A 15037-nucleotide genomic window follows, 5' to 3' on the forward strand; every position below is an offset into this window, starting at 1 on the left:
CAGGATCGCAGTCCGAGCCTTCGGCAGCGCCTACTTTTTGAAGCGCAGGGTCAGCGCATCGGCCACAGCGGGGTGGACGAATTTGCTGATATCGCCGCCCAGCGCGGCAATTTCCCGCACCAGCGTCGAGGAAATGAACGAATAACGCTCGGACGGGGTGAGAAACAGACTCTCCACATCCGGGGCCAACTGGCGATTCATGTTGGCCAGCTGGAATTCGTATTCGAAGTCCGACACCGCGCGTAAACCACGCAGGAACACATTGGCGTTCTGCTCTTTGGCGAAATGCGCCAGCAGCGTCGAGAAGCCGACCACTTCCACGTTCGGCAGGTGTTTGGTGACCTCGCGAGCCAGTTCGACCCGTTGTTCCAGCGGGAACAGCGGGTTCTTTTTCGGGCTGGCAGCGACCGCAATGATCACGTGGTCGAACAGGCGCGAGGCGCGTTCGACCAGATCGCCATGGCCCTTGGTAATAGGGTCGAAGGTACCTGGGTACAACACTCGGTTCATCGCGTCGTCCTGGCGGGAGTCCGTTGGGGAGTCGGATGGTATCGCAGCCGTCCCGGTCGGCCAAGTCGCCTGTTGGGTAAGAAAGCACTATAGACGATGGCAATAATCGGTTTTTTCACGGGTTTCTCAGCCGATCGACGAGGGATGTCGCCAGTTGCGCGGTCAGGCCATACACCGACAGCTGCGGGTTGGCGCCGATGCTGGTGGGGAACAGTGAGCCGTCATGGATCGACAGATTAGCCAGTTGATGATGCCGGCCGAGACTGTCGGTGACCGCGCTTTTCGGGTCTTCGCCCATCGCGCAGCCGCCCATGACGTGAGCGCTGCCCAACCGAGTGCGGTACAGCTCAAGGCTCAAACCATCGATCAGCGTGCGCGCTTCGGCCAAGGTTTTCGCGTATCGGGCGTCGGCGTGCATCGGCATTACCGATTTCGCACCGCCGGCGAACTGGATTTCGGCCATGACATGAAAGGCCCGGCGCAGGCCGTCCCAGGCGTAGGGCGAAACCTGATAGTCGAGCACCGGCGAACCATCGCCCCGTAATTCGACTGCGCCACCGGTGCTGTCCGGGTGAAAACCGTCGCGCAGCAACGCCAGCATGGCGTGGGTGTGCGGCAGGTCTGCCATGTGTTGCGCACTCTCCTCACCAAAGCCGCCGAGCAGGGTGGCCGCCAGTGCCGGATGCAACGGTGGTACTTCAAGTTTGAAAGCCATCGGCCCGGTGGTGCCGTCCTTCCATTGGAAATGGTCGGAATAGATCGACTGCGGCGCCCCGTAGAACGGGTTGATGACTTCGTCGAAGCGCGCGGCGGACATGTTCACCGGGTGCAGGAAGGTGCGTTTCCCGAGGTTTTTATGCGGATCCGGGGCATCCGAACGCAGCAACAGCGCCGGGCTGTTGATGCCGCCGCCGGCGAGCACGTAATGCCTCGCGTTGACGGTGATTTTGCGGCCGGTCGGTTCAACGCAGCGCTCATCCATCGCCACGCATTGCAGGCCAGTGACTTTGTTGCCGCTGATCAGCAGTTTCTCCGCTCGGGCCAGATAAAGCAGCTCGCCGCCCTTTTCCAGCGTCGCCGGAATGGTCGTGACCATCATCGACTGCTTGGCGTTGGTCGGGCAACCCATGCCGCAATAGCCGAGATTCCAGCATCCGCGCACATTGCGCGGAATCACGTGCCAGCTGTAACCGAGTTGCTCACAGCCTTTGCGGATCACGTCGTTGTTGGCGTTGGGCGGGACCATCCACGGCGCTACGCCGAGGCGCTGTTCCATTTTCTCGAACCACGGCGCCATCTCGGTGGGGCTATGGCCTTTGACGTTGTGTTCTTTGGCCCAGTGTTCGAGGGTCGGCTCCGGCGTGCGAAAGCTCGAGGTCCAGTTGATCAGCGTTGTGCCGCCAACCGCGCGGCCTTGCAGAATGGTGATCGCGCCGTCCTTGCTCATGCGGCCGATGCCCTCCTGATAGAGGCTGCTGTAGGCCTGGTCTTCGAGCATTTTGAAATCTGAACTGGTTTTCAGCGGGCCTTCTTCGATCAGCAGGACTTTGTAGCCGGCAGCGCTGAGGATTTCCGCAGTGGTGCCGCCACCGGCGCCGCTGCCGATGATAGCGACGTCGGCTTCAAGGGTGAGGTCGTCGCTCAGTTGTGCGCCGTTGTAGGTTTTCCAGCCTCGGGCGAGGCCTTCGCGGAACGGGTCGGGTACGGGCATCGATCAGGTTCTCTTGTTTTTGTTGTTCTGGCGGGCCTCATCGCGAGCAGGCTCACTCCTACATTTGGAATGCAACCCCCTGTAGGAGTGAGCCTGCTCGCGATAGGTGCGACTCGGTCTCAGACCGAAGGCGGCCCTGGATAACCGCAATGCGCCCACGATTCGGGGCGGGTATACCAGGCCATCATCACCATCTGCTGCAACGAGCTATGCCCCATGCGTAACAGACTCAACGAGCTGTTTTCCCAGCGATCAAGGAAATGCCGCATCGCCTCGGCACTGGCGTTTTCCCAACTGCCCCAGATCCCGGTGAGTGGCCCGCGCGTCACCGCCATGCCGAGCACGTCGAACAACTGCCGGATGAGTTTGAGCATTTCCGGCGACAGGTGATCGAGGCTGTAGTCCAGCGACTTGAGCGTGCCTTCAACAGCGACCGGCATTTTCTCGGCCGCCAAGGCGCCGTCGAGCATCACCGGAATCAGCGCACGAAGAAACAGCAGGTCGCCGTCGCGCAGCGAGACAAAACCGTTGGCCGCGACGCTCGACGAGCAGCCGCTAAGGCTGGCGCCGAGTCCGGCGGTGGCGAGGAACGCCGTAGCGCCGAGGCTGAATTTCAGCAGGCCACGGCGTGACAGTGCAGGTGTTTCGGTCAGGCTTGGGTGCATTATTTTTATTACCCGGCGGTGACGAAGGTTTAGCGAATGAACAGCTTCTGGATCAGTTTCTGAATCGATTTGCCGTAGGGTGGATAAATCAGCCTGGCCGCGTTGAACCGCTGTTTGATCAGCACGCCTTTGGCTTTGCTGAAGGTCAAAAAGCCTTCGTGACCGTGGTAGTGGCCCATGCCGGAAGCACCGATGCCGCCGAACGGCATGTCGTCCTGAGCCACATGCAGCAACGTGTCGTTCAGGCACACGCCGCCGGAATGGGTTTCGTGCAGCACACGGTTCTGTTCGCGTTTGTCGTAGCCAAAGTAGTAAAGAGCCAGAGGACGTGGCCGCTGATTGATGTAAGCGAATGCCTGCTCCAGATCCTGATACGGCACGATCGGCAGCAGCGGCCCGAAGATTTCGTCCTGCATCACCGTCATCTCGTCGCTGACATTCAGCAGCACGCTGTGCGGCATGCGCCGGCCTTGGCCCTGCTCGAACAGCGGAATCAACAGCGCACCCTTGCTGGTGGCGTCGCTGACGTAGCCGTTGAGCCGTGCCAATTGGCGTTCGTTGATGATCGCCGTGTAGTCCGGATTGTCAGTGAGTGTCGGATAGAAACCCTGCACGGCCTGGCGATAGGCTTCGACAAAAGCACCGACCCGGTCTTCCGGCACCAGCACGTAATCCGGGGCAACGCAGGTCTGGCCGGCGTTGAGGGTTTTACCGAAGGCGATGCGCTCGGCAGCATCCTTGAGCGGCACATCGTGGGAGACGATAGCCGGCGACTTGCCGCCCAGTTCCAGGGTGACCGGGGTCAGGTTTTCGGCGGCGGCGCGCATCACGTGTTTGCCGATGCTGGTGGCGCCGGTAAACAGCAAGTGGTCGAAGCACAAGCGCGAGAACGCCACGCCGATGTCGGCTTCACCGAGCACCACGCAGACCAGGTCTTCGGGGAAAATTCTCGCCAGCAACTCTTTCATCAACAAGCCGGTGGCTGGGGTCGATTCACTGAGTTTGAGCATCACCCGGTTACCCGCTGCCAGGGCGCCGACCAGCGGGCCGACGGCCAGATACAGCGGGTAATTCCACGGCACGATGACGCCGACTACGCCCAGAGGCTGATACACCACTTTCGCCGACGCTGGCTGGAACGCGATACCTACCTTGCGCCGCGAGGCTTTCATCCAGCCTTTGAGATGACGGCTGGCGTAATGAATGCCGTGCAGGCTTGGCATCAGCTCGGCGAGCAGGGTTTCATCGGCGCTGCGATGGCTGAAATCGGAGCTGATTGCCTCGATCAATGCCTGACGCTCGTTGCTCAGCAAATCACTCAGCGCCTTGAGCCATTGCTGGCGTTGGGCGGCGGGTGGCATCGGGTTCGCGGCATACGCAGCCCGCTGCGCCTCGAACAACCGGTCCAGCTCGGCCAGCGGTTGTTGCAGCGTTTGCAGGTAGGCAATGTCGGCAGTCATGGTCTGCTCCGGATTTATTGTAATGATGAACTTTTTAGAGTCTATGCTCTAGAAAGTCAAATGACTTCCTTGCACAGCATTGTTTTATCCATTTCCGGTTAGGTCGTAAGATGCCCCCCAACGCACTCTGAATTAAAGCTCAAGCCATGGCCCCACGAATAAAAACCAGCGAGCGTATCGTGCTGAACAGCCTTGAGCTGTTCAATCAACAGGGCGAGCGCAGCATCAGCACCAATCACATTGCCGCCCACATGGAGATTTCTCCCGGCAATCTGTACTACCACTTCCCCAACAAGCAGGCGATCATCGCCGTGTTGTTCAGTGAGTACGAAAGCCTCGTGGACAGCTTTCTGCGTCCGCCGCAGGGGCGTGCGGCGACGGTCGAGGACAAGCGTTTCTATCTCAAGGAATTGCTCTCGGCGATGTGGCGCTACCGCTTTCTGCACCGCGATCTGGAGCATCTGCTCGACAGCGATCCGGAACTGGCCGCCCGCTATCGGCGCTTCTCGCAACGCTGTGTGATTCAGGGCGCGGCGATCTACGAAGGTTTTGTCGCCGCCGGGATTCTCGATATGGACCGCGTGCAAATCGAATCCCTGACCCTCAATGCCTGGATCATCCTGACGTCGTGGGTGCGCTTCCTGTGCACCACCCGCGAGAATTCCAACCACCTCAGTGAACAAGCCATTAAACGTGGCGTGTATCAGGTGCTGGTGCTGGAAGCCGGGTTTGTCACCGAGCAGGCGCGAGACGAGGTCAATGCGTTGTTCGAGGAGTTCTACGTGCCGCTGGCCCAGGCCCTCGAAGACGTGAAATAAACCGTTCTGTTGAAATCCCCCAGGAGCCTGTTATGCCGATTGCGCAACTGATCAGCCCCGAAGCACTGGATGCCCGCAGGGCGCAGCCGGGACTGGTGATTCTCGATTGTCGTTTTGCCCTCGAAGACCCGGACTACGGCCAGCGCAGCTATGCCGAAGGGCACATTGCCGGGGCGAGCTTCGCCGATCTTGAGCGTGACCTCAGCGGTAAAGTGGTCAAAGGCGTGACTGGCCGTCATCCGTTGCCCGAGCCGGCGGCGTTGATCGAGCGGCTGCAGGCCTGGGGCATCAACAACGACAGCGATGTGATTTTGTACGATGACGGTCCCGGTGCCTACGCGGCGCGGGCGTGGTGGTTGCTGGCGTGGCTGGGCAAGCGCGATGGCGTGTTCATTCTCGATGGCGGGCTCAAGGCGTGGCATGCGGCGGGGCTGCCGCTGAGCCTGGATGCGCCGACGGTCAGTCGCGGTAGTTTCAGTGGTCAGGCGGATATGAGCCTGCTGATCAGCGCCGAAAAATTGCACAAGCGTCTTGGTCAACCTGCGTTGACCTTGATTGATGCTCGGGCTTTGCCGCGATTCAAGGGGGAGGTCGAACCAATTGATCCGATTGCCGGACATATTCCCGGCGCGCAATGCGCGGCGTTCACCGACAACCTCGACAACGATGGGCGATTCCTGCCGGCGGATCAGCTCAAACAACGTTTTGCCGCCAAGCTCGGCGAGCGCTCGCCAGCGGATCTGGTGGCGTATTGCGGTTCCGGCGTGACGGCGTGTCACAACCTGTTTGCGTTGTGTCTGGCGGGTTATCCGTTGGGGTCGTTGTACGCTGGATCATGGAGCGAGTGGATCAACGAGCCTTCGCGCGGTATCGCCACCGGCGAATAAGATCAAAAGATCGCAGCCTTCGGCAGCTCCTGCATTGGAATGCATTTCCCTGTAGGAGCTGCCGAAGGCTGCGATCTTTTAGCTTTCCATCCGGGCGCTACGGTAGGCGGCGGGCCCGACGCCATAAGCCTGCTTGAACTGCCGGCTCAAATGGCTCTGGTCGGCAAACCCCAATTGTGTGGCGACCTCCACCGGCAGGCAGCCGTGCTGCAGAAGTGCGCGGGCCTGGGCGATACGTTGCTGCATCAGCCAGGTGTGCGGCGGCATACCAGTAGCGCGGCGAAACACTCGGGCGAAATGGAACGGCGACAGATTGACCGCCGCCGCGAGCTCTTCCAGTGACGGTGGCGCCGCCAGTTGTGCGTGCAGCAATTCTTTGCCCAACAGCACTGCGCGGTGTTCCTTGCCGGCTCGACCGGGCACCGGCACCGCCGCATGGCGCTGCAACAGCAGCAACATCATCTCGCGCCACACCGTTTGCTGTTGCAGCGCGGTCGCTGGGCTTTCCAGCAAGCGGTGCAATTGCGCAAAGCCGTTGACCAGATCCGCATCGCGATACAGCGTGGCGCCGAACGCCGGCAGACTCGTGGTGGACAGCTCCAGCTCATCCAGCAACGAAACGATCTGTGAAGTATCGGGATAAAACGCCCGATACAGCCAGCCGTCCTCGGTGCCTTTGTGCCCGGTGTGCAATTCGTCCGGATTGATCAACACCAGTGTGCCGCTGCCGGCCAGATGCTCGGCGCCGCGATAGCGATAACGCTGGGCACCGGCCATGATCATGCCGATCACGAATCCGTCGTGCACATGCGGGGCGAAGCGATGCTCGATGTAGCGCGCCGACAACAACTCGACCCCGGCCAGCGGCGCGGTTTGCCAGAAGCGGATCGACTCGCCCTGATCGCTCATGCGGGCACGCTGGCCAGCCACTGCGGGATGCGTCGTTCCAGGTAATAACCAGGCTGACGTAGCGAGCCGTCGACAAAGCCGACATGCCCGCCGCGTGCCTGCAATTCGAAAGCGGTCGACGCCGACAGCTCACTGGCTTGCGGCAAGCTGTGCGGGAACACGAACGGATCGTCCGCCGCCTGAATGATCAGGGTCGGCGTGCGGATCTCACCGAGGAAGTAGCGGCTTGAAGCGCGGCGATAGTAATCCTCGGCATCATTGAAACCGTGCAACGGCGCGGTTACCCGGCCATCGAAATCCCAGAACGTGCGCATGTTTTCCAGCGAGCCGAGGGCTGCCAGCGCGGCGAGTCCGTCTTCGCGACCGTCATGCTGAAACTGCCGTTGCTTGTTCTTGATGTAAGCGACCATCTCGCGCATGAAGTGCGCCTGATAGACCTTGGAAAATCCCTGGCCGATGCGGTCGGCGCATTGGTCGAGGCGAAACGGCACCGACACTGCGACTGCACCGAGCACACCGCTGGCGCTGCCGGTTTCCCCAAGATGTTTGAGCAGCACGTTGCCGCCCAGGGAGTAGCCGACGGCATACAACGGTGCCAATGGTCGTTTGGCGCGCAGGTGCTTGATAGTCTCGGCGAGGTCTTCGCTGGCGCCGGAGTGATAACTGCGCGGGAGCAGATTCGGTTCACCGGAACAGCCACGCCAGTTCAGCGCCACGCTGGCCCAGCCTTGATCGGCCAGCGCCTTCTGGATACCGGCGACGTAAGGCGAATTAGAGGAGCCGGTCAGGCCGTGCAGTACCAACACCAGGGGCGCATCGGCGGTGTGCGGGCCGTGCCAGTCGAGGTCGAGGAAGTCGCCATCCTCGAGCCACAGGCGTTCACGTTCACGCTCGATATGTACGGTTTTGCGCCACAGCGGCCCCCACAAGGTTTGCAGGTGCGGATTGCCGAGGCCGAGGGCGGGGGTGAAGCGTTCTGAAGAGCTGGACACGATGATTCTCGATGCAGAGCGGCGACCCTGTTGGAAGGGGCGCCGCCTATTCAGACCGGTCGATTAACCGGCGATCTCTGCCGTACGTTGCCACAGCGCGTAGTAAACCCGGCCGGATTTCTGTTCGCGGTGCAGGCGCCAGTTGCCCGGCAGGCCCAGCGTCGATGGCGCCGTTTCGCTTTCAGTGTAGATCCACGAGTCCGGCGCCAGCCACTGACGCTCTTCGAGCAAGGTGCAGACGGCAGGCAGCAGGTTCTGGTTGAACGGCGGATCGAGGAACACCAGGTCGTACGCGCTGGCGGTCTGGGTTTCCAGATAACGCAGGGCGTCGGCAGTCTGCACCTGGCCGTTGGTGCAGCGCAGGGTACCGAGGTGTTCTTTCAGGCTGGACACCGCAATGTTGCTGGCATCCAGTGCCTGGCCCATGGCCGCGCCACGGGACAGCGCTTCGAGAAACAGCGCGCCGCTGCCGGCGAACGGATCGAGTACCTTGGCCCCTTCAACATACGGCGCGAGCCAGTTGAACAGGGTTTCACGCACGCGGTCCGGCGTCGGGCGCAGGCCCGGCGCATCGGGGAAGCTCAGCTTGCGGCTGCGCCATTGGCCGCCAATGATGCGCAACTGGTTCACACCGTTGTGGACGTTGTGCGCAGGCTTTTTAGGGGAACGAGTTGCCATTAATGCTCCGGAACCCCGAGCGGTTGCTCGGCAGGTTTATCAGATGGGGCCGGTAACGGCTTTTGCGGCACGGTCGGGCCAGCGGTGACGATGACCATTTTGTCCGTGCTCAGATGTTTGTTCAGGGCGTCGCGGACTTGTTCCACGGTCAGGCTTTGCGACTGACGCATGAAATCGTCCAGATAGCTCAGCGGCAGATTATAGAAGCCCATCGCGCCAAGTTGGCCGACGATATCGGCATTGCTCGCGGTGGACAGCGGGAAGCTGCCGGCCAGTTCGCGTTTGGCATCGTCGAGCTCTTTCTGCGTCGGCCCGGTTTTCAGATAGTCGGCGAGCACGTCCTGCACCAGTTTCAGGGTGCCTTCGCTCATTTCTGCGCGGGTCTGCAGGTTGATCATGAACGGGCCACGTGCCTGCATCGGGCTGAATGCCGAGTACACGCCGTAGGTCAGGCCGCGTTTCTCACGCACTTCGCTCATCAGGCGCGTGCCGAAACCGCCACCACCGAGGATCTGGTTGCCCATCGACAGCGCCGCGTAATCCGGATCGTCACGGTCGATGCCCAGTTGCGCGAGCATCAGGTTGGTTTGCTTCGACGGGAACTCGATGTGGTTGACGCTGGCTTTCGGTTCCTGCGGCTGAGCGATTTTCGCCAGCGCCGGGCCTTTGGGCAGGGCCGAGGAGACCTGATTGGCAATCGCCTCGGCTTCCGCGCGCGACAGATCACCGACCAGCGCGATGACCACGTTGCCAGCGGCGTAGGCCTTGGCGTGGAACTCACGCAACTGCGCAAGGGTAATCTTCGGCACGCTCTGTGGATTGCCGTCACTCGAATGCGCGTACGGGTGGTCGCCATAAAGACGCTTCATCAGCTCAAGGCTGGCGAGTTTGCCGGGGTTCTGTTTCTGGTATTCGAAACCGGCGAGCATCTGGTTCTTGATACGCGCGAAGGAGTCGGCCGGGAAGGTCGGTTTACCGACCACTTCCGAGAACAGCTTCAAGGCCGGTTCGCGTTTGTCGGCAGCACTCAGGCTGCGCAGCGAGGCCAACGCCATGTCCTTGAACGCACCGTTGCCGAAATCCGCCCCCAGACCTTCAAAGCCCTGAGCGATGGCGCCGACGTCTTTACCGGCAACACCTTCGTTGAGCATCGCGTTGGTCAGTACCGCCAGACCCGATGCGCTGCCGTCCTGGCTGCTGCCGGCGGCGAAGATCAGGCGCATGTCGAACATCGGCAGCTCATGGGCTTCGACGAACAGCACTTTGGCGCCTGCGGCGGTGTTCCAGGTTTGCACGTCGAGTTTGCGGCTGGCCGGGGCCTTGCCGTCGAGTTCGGCCAGCGATTGCAGCTTCTGGCTGGACTTGGCGTTGTCGAGGGCTTCGCTGGCATTGCTGTCAGCGCCCGGCGACAGGTAGAACGCGGCAGAGCCGATCACCGCCACGGCGATCAGGCCGAGCAGCAGGCGTGGGGATTTGCGCTTACTCATGAGTCGTCTCCAGTGGCAGGACGTGGGCGACGCTGAGACGTTCGCGGGTGAAATACAGCTTGGCGGCGTTCTGGATGTCTTGCGGGGTCACGCTTTCCAGATCGGCGAGTTCGGTGTCCATCAGTTTCCACGACAGACCGACGGTTTCCAGTTGGCCGATGGCGGTGGCCTGGCTGGTGATCGAGTCACGTTCGAACACCAGACCGGCGATCACTTGTGCACGTACGCGCTCGAGTTCTTCGGCGGACGGCGCGGTGGTTTTCAGCTGCTCCAGCAACTTCCACAGACCGGCCTCGGCTTGCGCGATGGTCTTTTTCTTCTGCGTGTTCGGCGTTGCCGAGAGGGTGAACAGACTGTCGCCACGGGTGTAGGCGTCGTAGCTCGACGAACCGCCGGAGACCAGTTCTTCGCCGCGCTCCAGTTGCGTCGGGATGCGCCCGCTGTAACCGCCGTCGAGCAGGGCCGAGATCAGGCGCAAGGCGTTGACCGAGCGTTTGTCTTCAGCCGTCGCAATGCTTGGCACGTTGAAACCGAGCATCAAGCTAGGCAACTGAGTCTGCACGTGCAGGGTGATCTGGCGTTCGCCGGGCTCGGCAAGTTCCAGCGGTTTTTTCGCCGGTGGCACGTCGCGCTTGGCGATCGGGCCGAAATAGCGCTGGGCGAGGGTTTTCACTTCGTCCGGGGTCACGTCGCCGACCACCACCAGTGTGGCGTTGTTCGGCACGTACCAGGATTGGTACCAGTGGCGCAGCTCTTCGACCTTCATGCGGTCGAGGTCGGCCATCCAGCCAATGGTCGGCGTGTGGTAGCCGCTGGCCGGGTAGGCCATGGCCTTGTAGCGCTCGTAGGCTTTGGACATCGGCTTGTCATCGGTGCGCAAGCGGCGCTCCTCCTTGATGACTTCGATTTCCTTGGCGAACTCGTCGGCCGGCAGGCGCAGATTGGCCATGCGGTCCGCTTCCAGTTCGAAGGCTACGCCCAGACGGTCGCGCGCCAGCACCTGGTAATAAGCAGTGAAGTCGTCGCTGGTGAAAGCGTTCTCTTCGGCGCCCAAGTCGCGCAGGATCAAAGAGGCTTCGCCGGGACCGACTTTCTCGCTGCCCTTGAACATCATGTGTTCAAGCGCGTGGGACAAACCGGTCTGGCCCGGGGTTTCGTAGCTGGAGCCGACCTTGTACCAGACCTGCGAGACCACCACGGGCGCGCGATGGTCTTCGCGCACGACGACCTTGAGGCCGTTGTCGAGGGTGAATTCGTGGGTCGGTTGCGGGTCGGCCGCCAGGGCCGAAAGGGGCAGGCAGACTGTGCTGAGCAGCAGGCCTGCAGCGCGGCGGGCTAGAGCATTCATTCGTTTTTTAACCTGTTGGGCTGCCCGCTTGGTCTTAGCCTAGGCGGGCGAGGAGGTGCTAGGATACTGATCCGTTTTACTGGCGGCCACGCCTATCAAGCCACTGATCGGTCGATAGGTTGTATGGGTTCCCGGAAGAAGCTTTGAGTTTGTCAGCTAAACTCTGCGTTTTCGCCGACGATGCCGTTCCAGTCCTTCGTATTAATCGACCTTTGAGGTGCCTGTGGTGCCTCGACAAAATGTTGCGCGTGAACAAGCTGGATGAAACACAGTCTGTTCTGCATCGAATATTTATTTGCCGGGGCGCCCTTATGGCGCGTCGCTACCGTGAGATAGCCGTCCTCCATGTTTGGTTCCAACGACGACAAGAAGACCCCAGCTGCGGCTGGCGAGAAGAAAAGCCTGTTCGGATGGCTGCGTAAGAAACCGCAGGAACCCGTCGTCGAACAGCCGCCCGCGATTCCTGAGCCTGCTCCGGTTATAGAAGAAGAGCCGGCACCGATCGTTCTGCCGATTGCCGAGCCGGTGCTGCAACCGGTCGAGCCAGAACCCGAGCCTGAAGCGCCTGTAGCGGCGGAATTGCCGCTGACCCCGGCGGCTGAGCCATGGCTGACTTTGCCAGTGGCGGAAGAGCCAGTGGCATTGGTTGAAGAGGCTGCGCCGCACATCACCCCAGAGATTCCTGCGCCTGCTGCGTTCGTTGCAGAGGTTGCTCCGGCGCCGGTGGTTGAGCCGGTAGTTGAGCCTGCGCCGGTTGTTGTCGAGCCTGTTGCGCCCGTGTTTGTTGCGCCAGTTGTCCAAGAGCCCGAGCCTGCACCTGCACCTGCACCTGCACCTGCACCTGCACCTGCACCGGTTATCGCTGCTCCTGTTACTCCAGTCGAAGTGGTTGCCGAGGCCCCGGTCGAAGCCCCGCGCACCGAAGAAACCAAAGCCGGTTTCTTCGCCCGCCTCAAGCAAGGTTTGTCGAAAACCAGCGCCAGCATCGGCGAGGGCATGGCCAGCCTGTTCCTCGGCCGCAAAACCATTGACGACGATCTGCTCGATGACCTCGAAACCCGTCTGCTCACCGCCGACGTGGGTGTCGAAGCCACCACGCAAATCATCCAGCGTCTGACCCAGAAGGTCGCGCGCAAAGAGCTGGCCGACGCCGACGCGCTGTACAAATCCCTGCAGGCCGAACTGGCCGCGATGCTCAAACCGGTCGAACAACCGCTGAAAATCGCCTCGCAGAACAAGCCTTTCGTGATTCTGGTAGTCGGCGTCAACGGCGCCGGCAAGACCACCACCATCGGCAAACTGGCGAAGAAGCTGCAACTGGAAGGCAAGAAAGTCATGCTTGCCGCCGGTGACACCTTCCGCGCCGCCGCTGTGGAACAATTGCAGGTCTGGGGCGAGCGCAACAAGATTCCGGTGATCGCCCAGCACACCGGCGCTGACTCGGCTTCGGTGATCTTCGACGCCGTGCAGGCTGCCAAGGCCCGCGGCATCGACGTTTTGATCGCTGACACCGCCGGTCGTCTGCACACCAAAGACAACCTGATGGAAGAGCTGAAGAAGGTTCGCCGTGTGATTGGCAAGCTCGACGCTGACGCGCCGCACGAAGTGCTGCTGGTGCTCGACGCCGGTACTGGCCAGAACGCCATCAATCAGGCCAAGCAATTCAACCAGACCGTCGAACTGACCGGCCTGGCGCTGACCAAGCTCGACGGTACCGCCAAGGGCGGGGTGATCTTCGCCCTGGCCAAGCAGTTTGGCCTGCCGATCCGCTACATCGGCGTCGGTGAAGGCATCGACGATTTGCGTACCTTTGAAGCCGAACCCTTTGTCCAGGCACTGTTTGCCGAGCGGGAGCGTTCATGATTCGTTTCGAACAGGTCGGTAAACGCTACCCGAACGGTCACGTCGGCTTGCATGAGCTGAGCTTTCGAGTCCGTCGTGGCGAGTTCTTGTTTGTCACCGGCCACTCCGGTGCCGGTAAATCCACGTTGTTGCGCCTTTTGCTGGCGATGGAACGTCCGACCAGTGGCAAACTGCTGCTGGCCGGGCAAGACCTGAGCACCATCAGCAACGCGCAGATTCCGTTCTTGCGCCGGCAGATCGGTGTGGTATTCCAGAATCACCAGTTGCTGTTCGATCGCACGGTGTTCAACAACGTCGCCTTGCCGCTGCAGATTCTTGGCTTGTCCAAGGCCGAAATCGCCAAGCGTGTCGATTCGGCGCTGGAACGCGTGGCGCTGTCGGATAAAACCGATCTGTACCCGGGTGACCTGTCCACCGGTCAGCAACAGCGCGTCGGCATTGCCCGCGCCATCGTGCACCGCCCGGCCTTGCTGCTGGCGGACGAACCGACCGGTAACCTCGACCCGCGTCTGGCGGCCGAAATCATGGGCGTGTTCGAAGACATCAACCGTCTGGGCACCAGCGTGCTGATCGCCAGTCACGACCTGGCGCTGATCGCGCGCATGCGTCACCGCATGTTGACCCTGCAACGTGGCCGATTGATCGGCGACGGGGAGGCCGGGGTATGAGTGCAACACGCAGTCCGAAGGTTTCCGAGCGCGTGGCCCCGAAAGCCGCCGATCCGCAGCCGCCGAAAAAGAAAAAGCACGACGAAGACGACGGTCCGGACTTCGCCACGTTGTTTCGTGCGTGGGTCGAAAGCCATCGTGCCAGCCTGCTCGACAGCCTGCGTCGCCTCGGCAAGCAGCCGATTGGCAGTTTCTTCACCTGCATGGTGATGGCCGTGGCGCTGAGCCTGCCGATGGGGCTTTCGCTGTTGCTCAACAACGTCGAACGTCTTGGTGGTTCGTGGCAGCGGGCGGCGCAGATCTCGCTGTATCTGCAACTCGACGCGAGCCCGGAACAGGGCGAGTCGTTGCGCGAACAGATCAAAGGCATGCCCGGCGTAGCTGATGCTGAATATGTCGGCCGCGATCAGGCGCTGGAAGAGTTCCAGCAACAGTCCGGACTGGGTGAAGCCCTGCGCGAGCTGCCGGAGAACCCGTTGCCGGGCGTGGTACTGGTCACTCCGAATGAAGTCGACAAGCCAACCCTGGAAGCATTAAGACAAAAACTTTCCGAGCTGCCCAAGGTACAACAGGCGCAACTTGATCTAGTCTGGGTCGAGCGTCTGGCGGCCATCCTAAAGCTTGGCGATCGTTTTGTCTTCGGTCTGACAGTGCTGCTGGTTTCTGCATTACTTTTGGTGATAGGCAATACCATTCGTCTTCATATTGAAAACCGCCGCACCGAGATAGAAGTGATTAAACTCGTCGGCGGCACTGACAGTTATGTGCGTCGCCCTTTCCTTTATATGGGCGCGTTGTATGGCTTCGGTGCGGGGCTACTGTCCTGGGGCGTATTGGCGTTTGGCCTGAACTGGCTGAACGACGCGGTGGTTGGGCTGGCCGGCTTGTACGGCAGTGATTTCGCGCTGGCCGGAGTGCCAGTTGCCGACGGTCTGTCGCTCTTGCTTGGCGCGGTGCTGTTGGGTTATATCGGTGCATGGATTGCAGTCGCACGCCATCTCAGGGAGCTGGCGCCGAAGTAGAATCTTTTTTGCGCGTGAT

15 protein-coding genes are annotated in these 15037 nt (G+C 61.2%); 5 read left to right on the forward strand and 10 right to left on the reverse strand.

From position 1 onward, the window contains the following. Positions 1-30: 30 nt before the first annotated feature. The 4 genes from coaD to ACM6JQ_RS00185 form a co-directional block, all read right to left on the reverse strand. Positions 31-510: a pantetheine-phosphate adenylyltransferase gene (gene coaD / locus ACM6JQ_RS00170; protein WP_003229157.1), complete on the reverse strand. Its 480-nt coding sequence runs from the start codon at positions 508-510 to the stop codon at positions 31-33. A 115-nt stretch (positions 511-625) separates the two neighbouring features. Further along, entirely contained in the window at positions 626-2221 is a 1596-nt protein-coding gene (locus ACM6JQ_RS00175; RefSeq protein ID WP_095112805.1) for a GMC family oxidoreductase, read from the reverse strand. Positions 2222-2340: 119 nt separating this feature from the next. Further along, positions 2341-2886, reverse strand: a complete 546-nt coding sequence (locus ACM6JQ_RS00180; RefSeq protein ID WP_123376166.1) for a twin-arginine translocation pathway signal protein — start codon at positions 2884-2886, stop codon at positions 2341-2343. 29 nt (positions 2887-2915) lie between these two features. Further along, on the reverse strand, positions 2916-4346 hold the full coding sequence (locus tag ACM6JQ_RS00185; protein WP_414893052.1) for a coniferyl aldehyde dehydrogenase: 1431 nt from the start codon (positions 4344-4346) through the stop codon (positions 2916-2918). A 146-nt stretch (positions 4347-4492) separates the two neighbouring features. Between ACM6JQ_RS00185 and ACM6JQ_RS00190 the strand changes: the two genes are divergently transcribed. Beyond that, positions 4493-5164 carry a TetR/AcrR family transcriptional regulator gene (locus ACM6JQ_RS00190; protein ID WP_007913599.1) on the forward strand — a complete coding sequence of 224 codons (672 nt, stop codon included), beginning with the start codon at positions 4493-4495 and terminating at the stop codon, positions 5162-5164. 32 nt (positions 5165-5196) lie between these two features. After that, positions 5197-6051, forward strand: coding sequence for a sulfurtransferase (locus tag ACM6JQ_RS00195; RefSeq protein WP_414893053.1), 855 nt, complete (start codon positions 5197-5199; stop codon positions 6049-6051). A 78-nt stretch (positions 6052-6129) separates the two neighbouring features. On the opposite strand, the gene ACM6JQ_RS00200 is transcribed toward ACM6JQ_RS00195, so the two are convergent. From ACM6JQ_RS00200 to ACM6JQ_RS00225, 6 genes are all read right to left on the reverse strand, one after another. Further along, positions 6130-6960 carry an AraC family ligand binding domain-containing protein gene (locus ACM6JQ_RS00200; protein WP_414893054.1) on the reverse strand — a complete coding sequence of 277 codons (831 nt, stop codon included), beginning with the start codon at positions 6958-6960 and terminating at the stop codon, positions 6130-6132. Continuing rightward, a complete protein-coding gene (locus ACM6JQ_RS00205) occupies positions 6957-7952 on the reverse strand; it encodes a hydrolase (protein ID WP_414893055.1) in 996 nt (331 codons plus the stop codon). Before ACM6JQ_RS00205 ends, ACM6JQ_RS00200 begins: the two co-directional genes overlap by 4 nt. Before the next feature lie 63 nt (positions 7953-8015). Then, positions 8016-8630, reverse strand: a complete 615-nt coding sequence (rsmD, locus tag ACM6JQ_RS00210) for a 16S rRNA (guanine(966)-N(2))-methyltransferase RsmD (RefSeq protein ID WP_007913608.1) — start codon at positions 8628-8630, stop codon at positions 8016-8018. Then, complete coding sequence (locus tag ACM6JQ_RS00215; protein ID WP_007913610.1) at positions 8630-10117, reverse strand: M16 family metallopeptidase; 1488 nt, start codon at positions 10115-10117, stop codon at positions 8630-8632. Before ACM6JQ_RS00215 ends, rsmD begins: the two co-directional genes overlap by 1 nt. Further along, positions 10110-11465, reverse strand: a complete 1356-nt coding sequence (locus ACM6JQ_RS00220) for a M16 family metallopeptidase (protein WP_007913612.1) — start codon at positions 11463-11465, stop codon at positions 10110-10112. Before ACM6JQ_RS00220 ends, ACM6JQ_RS00215 begins: the two co-directional genes overlap by 8 nt. A gap of 152 nt (positions 11466-11617) precedes the next feature. Then, positions 11618-11812, reverse strand: a complete 195-nt coding sequence (locus tag ACM6JQ_RS00225; RefSeq protein WP_025112092.1) for a hypothetical protein — start codon at positions 11810-11812, stop codon at positions 11618-11620. Between ACM6JQ_RS00225 and ftsY the strand changes: the two genes are divergently transcribed. Genes ftsY through ftsX form a run of 3 tightly spaced genes read left to right on the forward strand, consistent with a single transcriptional unit; the run spans position 11811 to position 15018 of the window. Then, the gene (gene ftsY / locus ACM6JQ_RS00230) at positions 11811-13328 is read left to right on the forward strand and encodes a signal recognition particle-docking protein FtsY (RefSeq protein ID WP_414893056.1); all 1518 of its coding nucleotides are present in this window, start codon (positions 11811-11813) and stop codon (positions 13326-13328) included. The genes ACM6JQ_RS00225 and ftsY overlap by 2 nt on opposite strands. Continuing rightward, entirely contained in the window at positions 13325-13996 is a 672-nt protein-coding gene (gene ftsE, locus ACM6JQ_RS00235) for a cell division ATP-binding protein FtsE (protein ID WP_003229148.1), read from the forward strand. The genes ftsY and ftsE overlap by 4 nt, the downstream gene beginning before the upstream one ends. Beyond that, positions 13993-15018, forward strand: coding sequence for a permease-like cell division protein FtsX (gene ftsX / locus ACM6JQ_RS00240; protein WP_077574909.1), 1026 nt, complete (start codon positions 13993-13995; stop codon positions 15016-15018). Before ftsE ends, ftsX begins: the two co-directional genes overlap by 4 nt. Positions 15019-15037 lie beyond the last annotated feature (19 nt).

The sequence above is a fragment of the Pseudomonas sp. IT-232MI5 genome, from assembly GCF_949767845.1.
In the GTDB taxonomy this organism is placed as follows: domain Bacteria; phylum Pseudomonadota; class Gammaproteobacteria; order Pseudomonadales; family Pseudomonadaceae; genus Aquipseudomonas.

Bases quoted from the DNA above. Each gene is read 5' to 3' on its own strand.
- ACM6JQ_RS00200 (WP_414893054.1), bottom strand. From the start codon at position 6,960: ATGAGCGATCAGGGCGAGTCGATCCGCTTCTGGCAAACCGCGCCGCTG.
- rsmD (WP_007913608.1), bottom strand. From the start codon at position 8,630: ATGGCAACTCGTTCCCCTAAAAAGCCTGCGCACAACGTCCACAACGGT.
- ACM6JQ_RS00175 (WP_095112805.1), bottom strand. From the start codon at position 2,221: ATGCCCGTACCCGACCCGTTCCGCGAAGGCCTCGCCCGAGGCTGGAAA.
- ACM6JQ_RS00195 (WP_414893053.1), top strand. From the start codon at position 5,197: ATGCCGATTGCGCAACTGATCAGCCCCGAAGCACTGGATGCCCGCAGG.
- ACM6JQ_RS00215 (WP_007913610.1), bottom strand. From the start codon at position 10,117: ATGAGTAAGCGCAAATCCCCACGCCTGCTGCTCGGCCTGATCGCCGTG.
- ACM6JQ_RS00225 (WP_025112092.1), bottom strand. From the start codon at position 11,812: ATGGAGGACGGCTATCTCACGGTAGCGACGCGCCATAAGGGCGCCCCG.
- ACM6JQ_RS00180 (WP_123376166.1), bottom strand. From the start codon at position 2,886: ATGCACCCAAGCCTGACCGAAACACCTGCACTGTCACGCCGTGGCCTG.
- ACM6JQ_RS00220 (WP_007913612.1), bottom strand. From the start codon at position 11,465: ATGAATGCTCTAGCCCGCCGCGCTGCAGGCCTGCTGCTCAGCACAGTC.
- coaD (WP_003229157.1), bottom strand. From the start codon at position 510: ATGAACCGAGTGTTGTACCCAGGTACCTTCGACCCTATTACCAAGGGC.
- ftsX (WP_077574909.1), top strand. From the start codon at position 13,993: ATGAGTGCAACACGCAGTCCGAAGGTTTCCGAGCGCGTGGCCCCGAAA.
- ACM6JQ_RS00190 (WP_007913599.1), top strand. From the start codon at position 4,493: ATGGCCCCACGAATAAAAACCAGCGAGCGTATCGTGCTGAACAGCCTT.
- ftsE (WP_003229148.1), top strand. From the start codon at position 13,325: ATGATTCGTTTCGAACAGGTCGGTAAACGCTACCCGAACGGTCACGTC.
- ftsY (WP_414893056.1), top strand. From the start codon at position 11,811: ATGTTTGGTTCCAACGACGACAAGAAGACCCCAGCTGCGGCTGGCGAG.
- ACM6JQ_RS00185 (WP_414893052.1), bottom strand. From the start codon at position 4,346: ATGACTGCCGACATTGCCTACCTGCAAACGCTGCAACAACCGCTGGCC.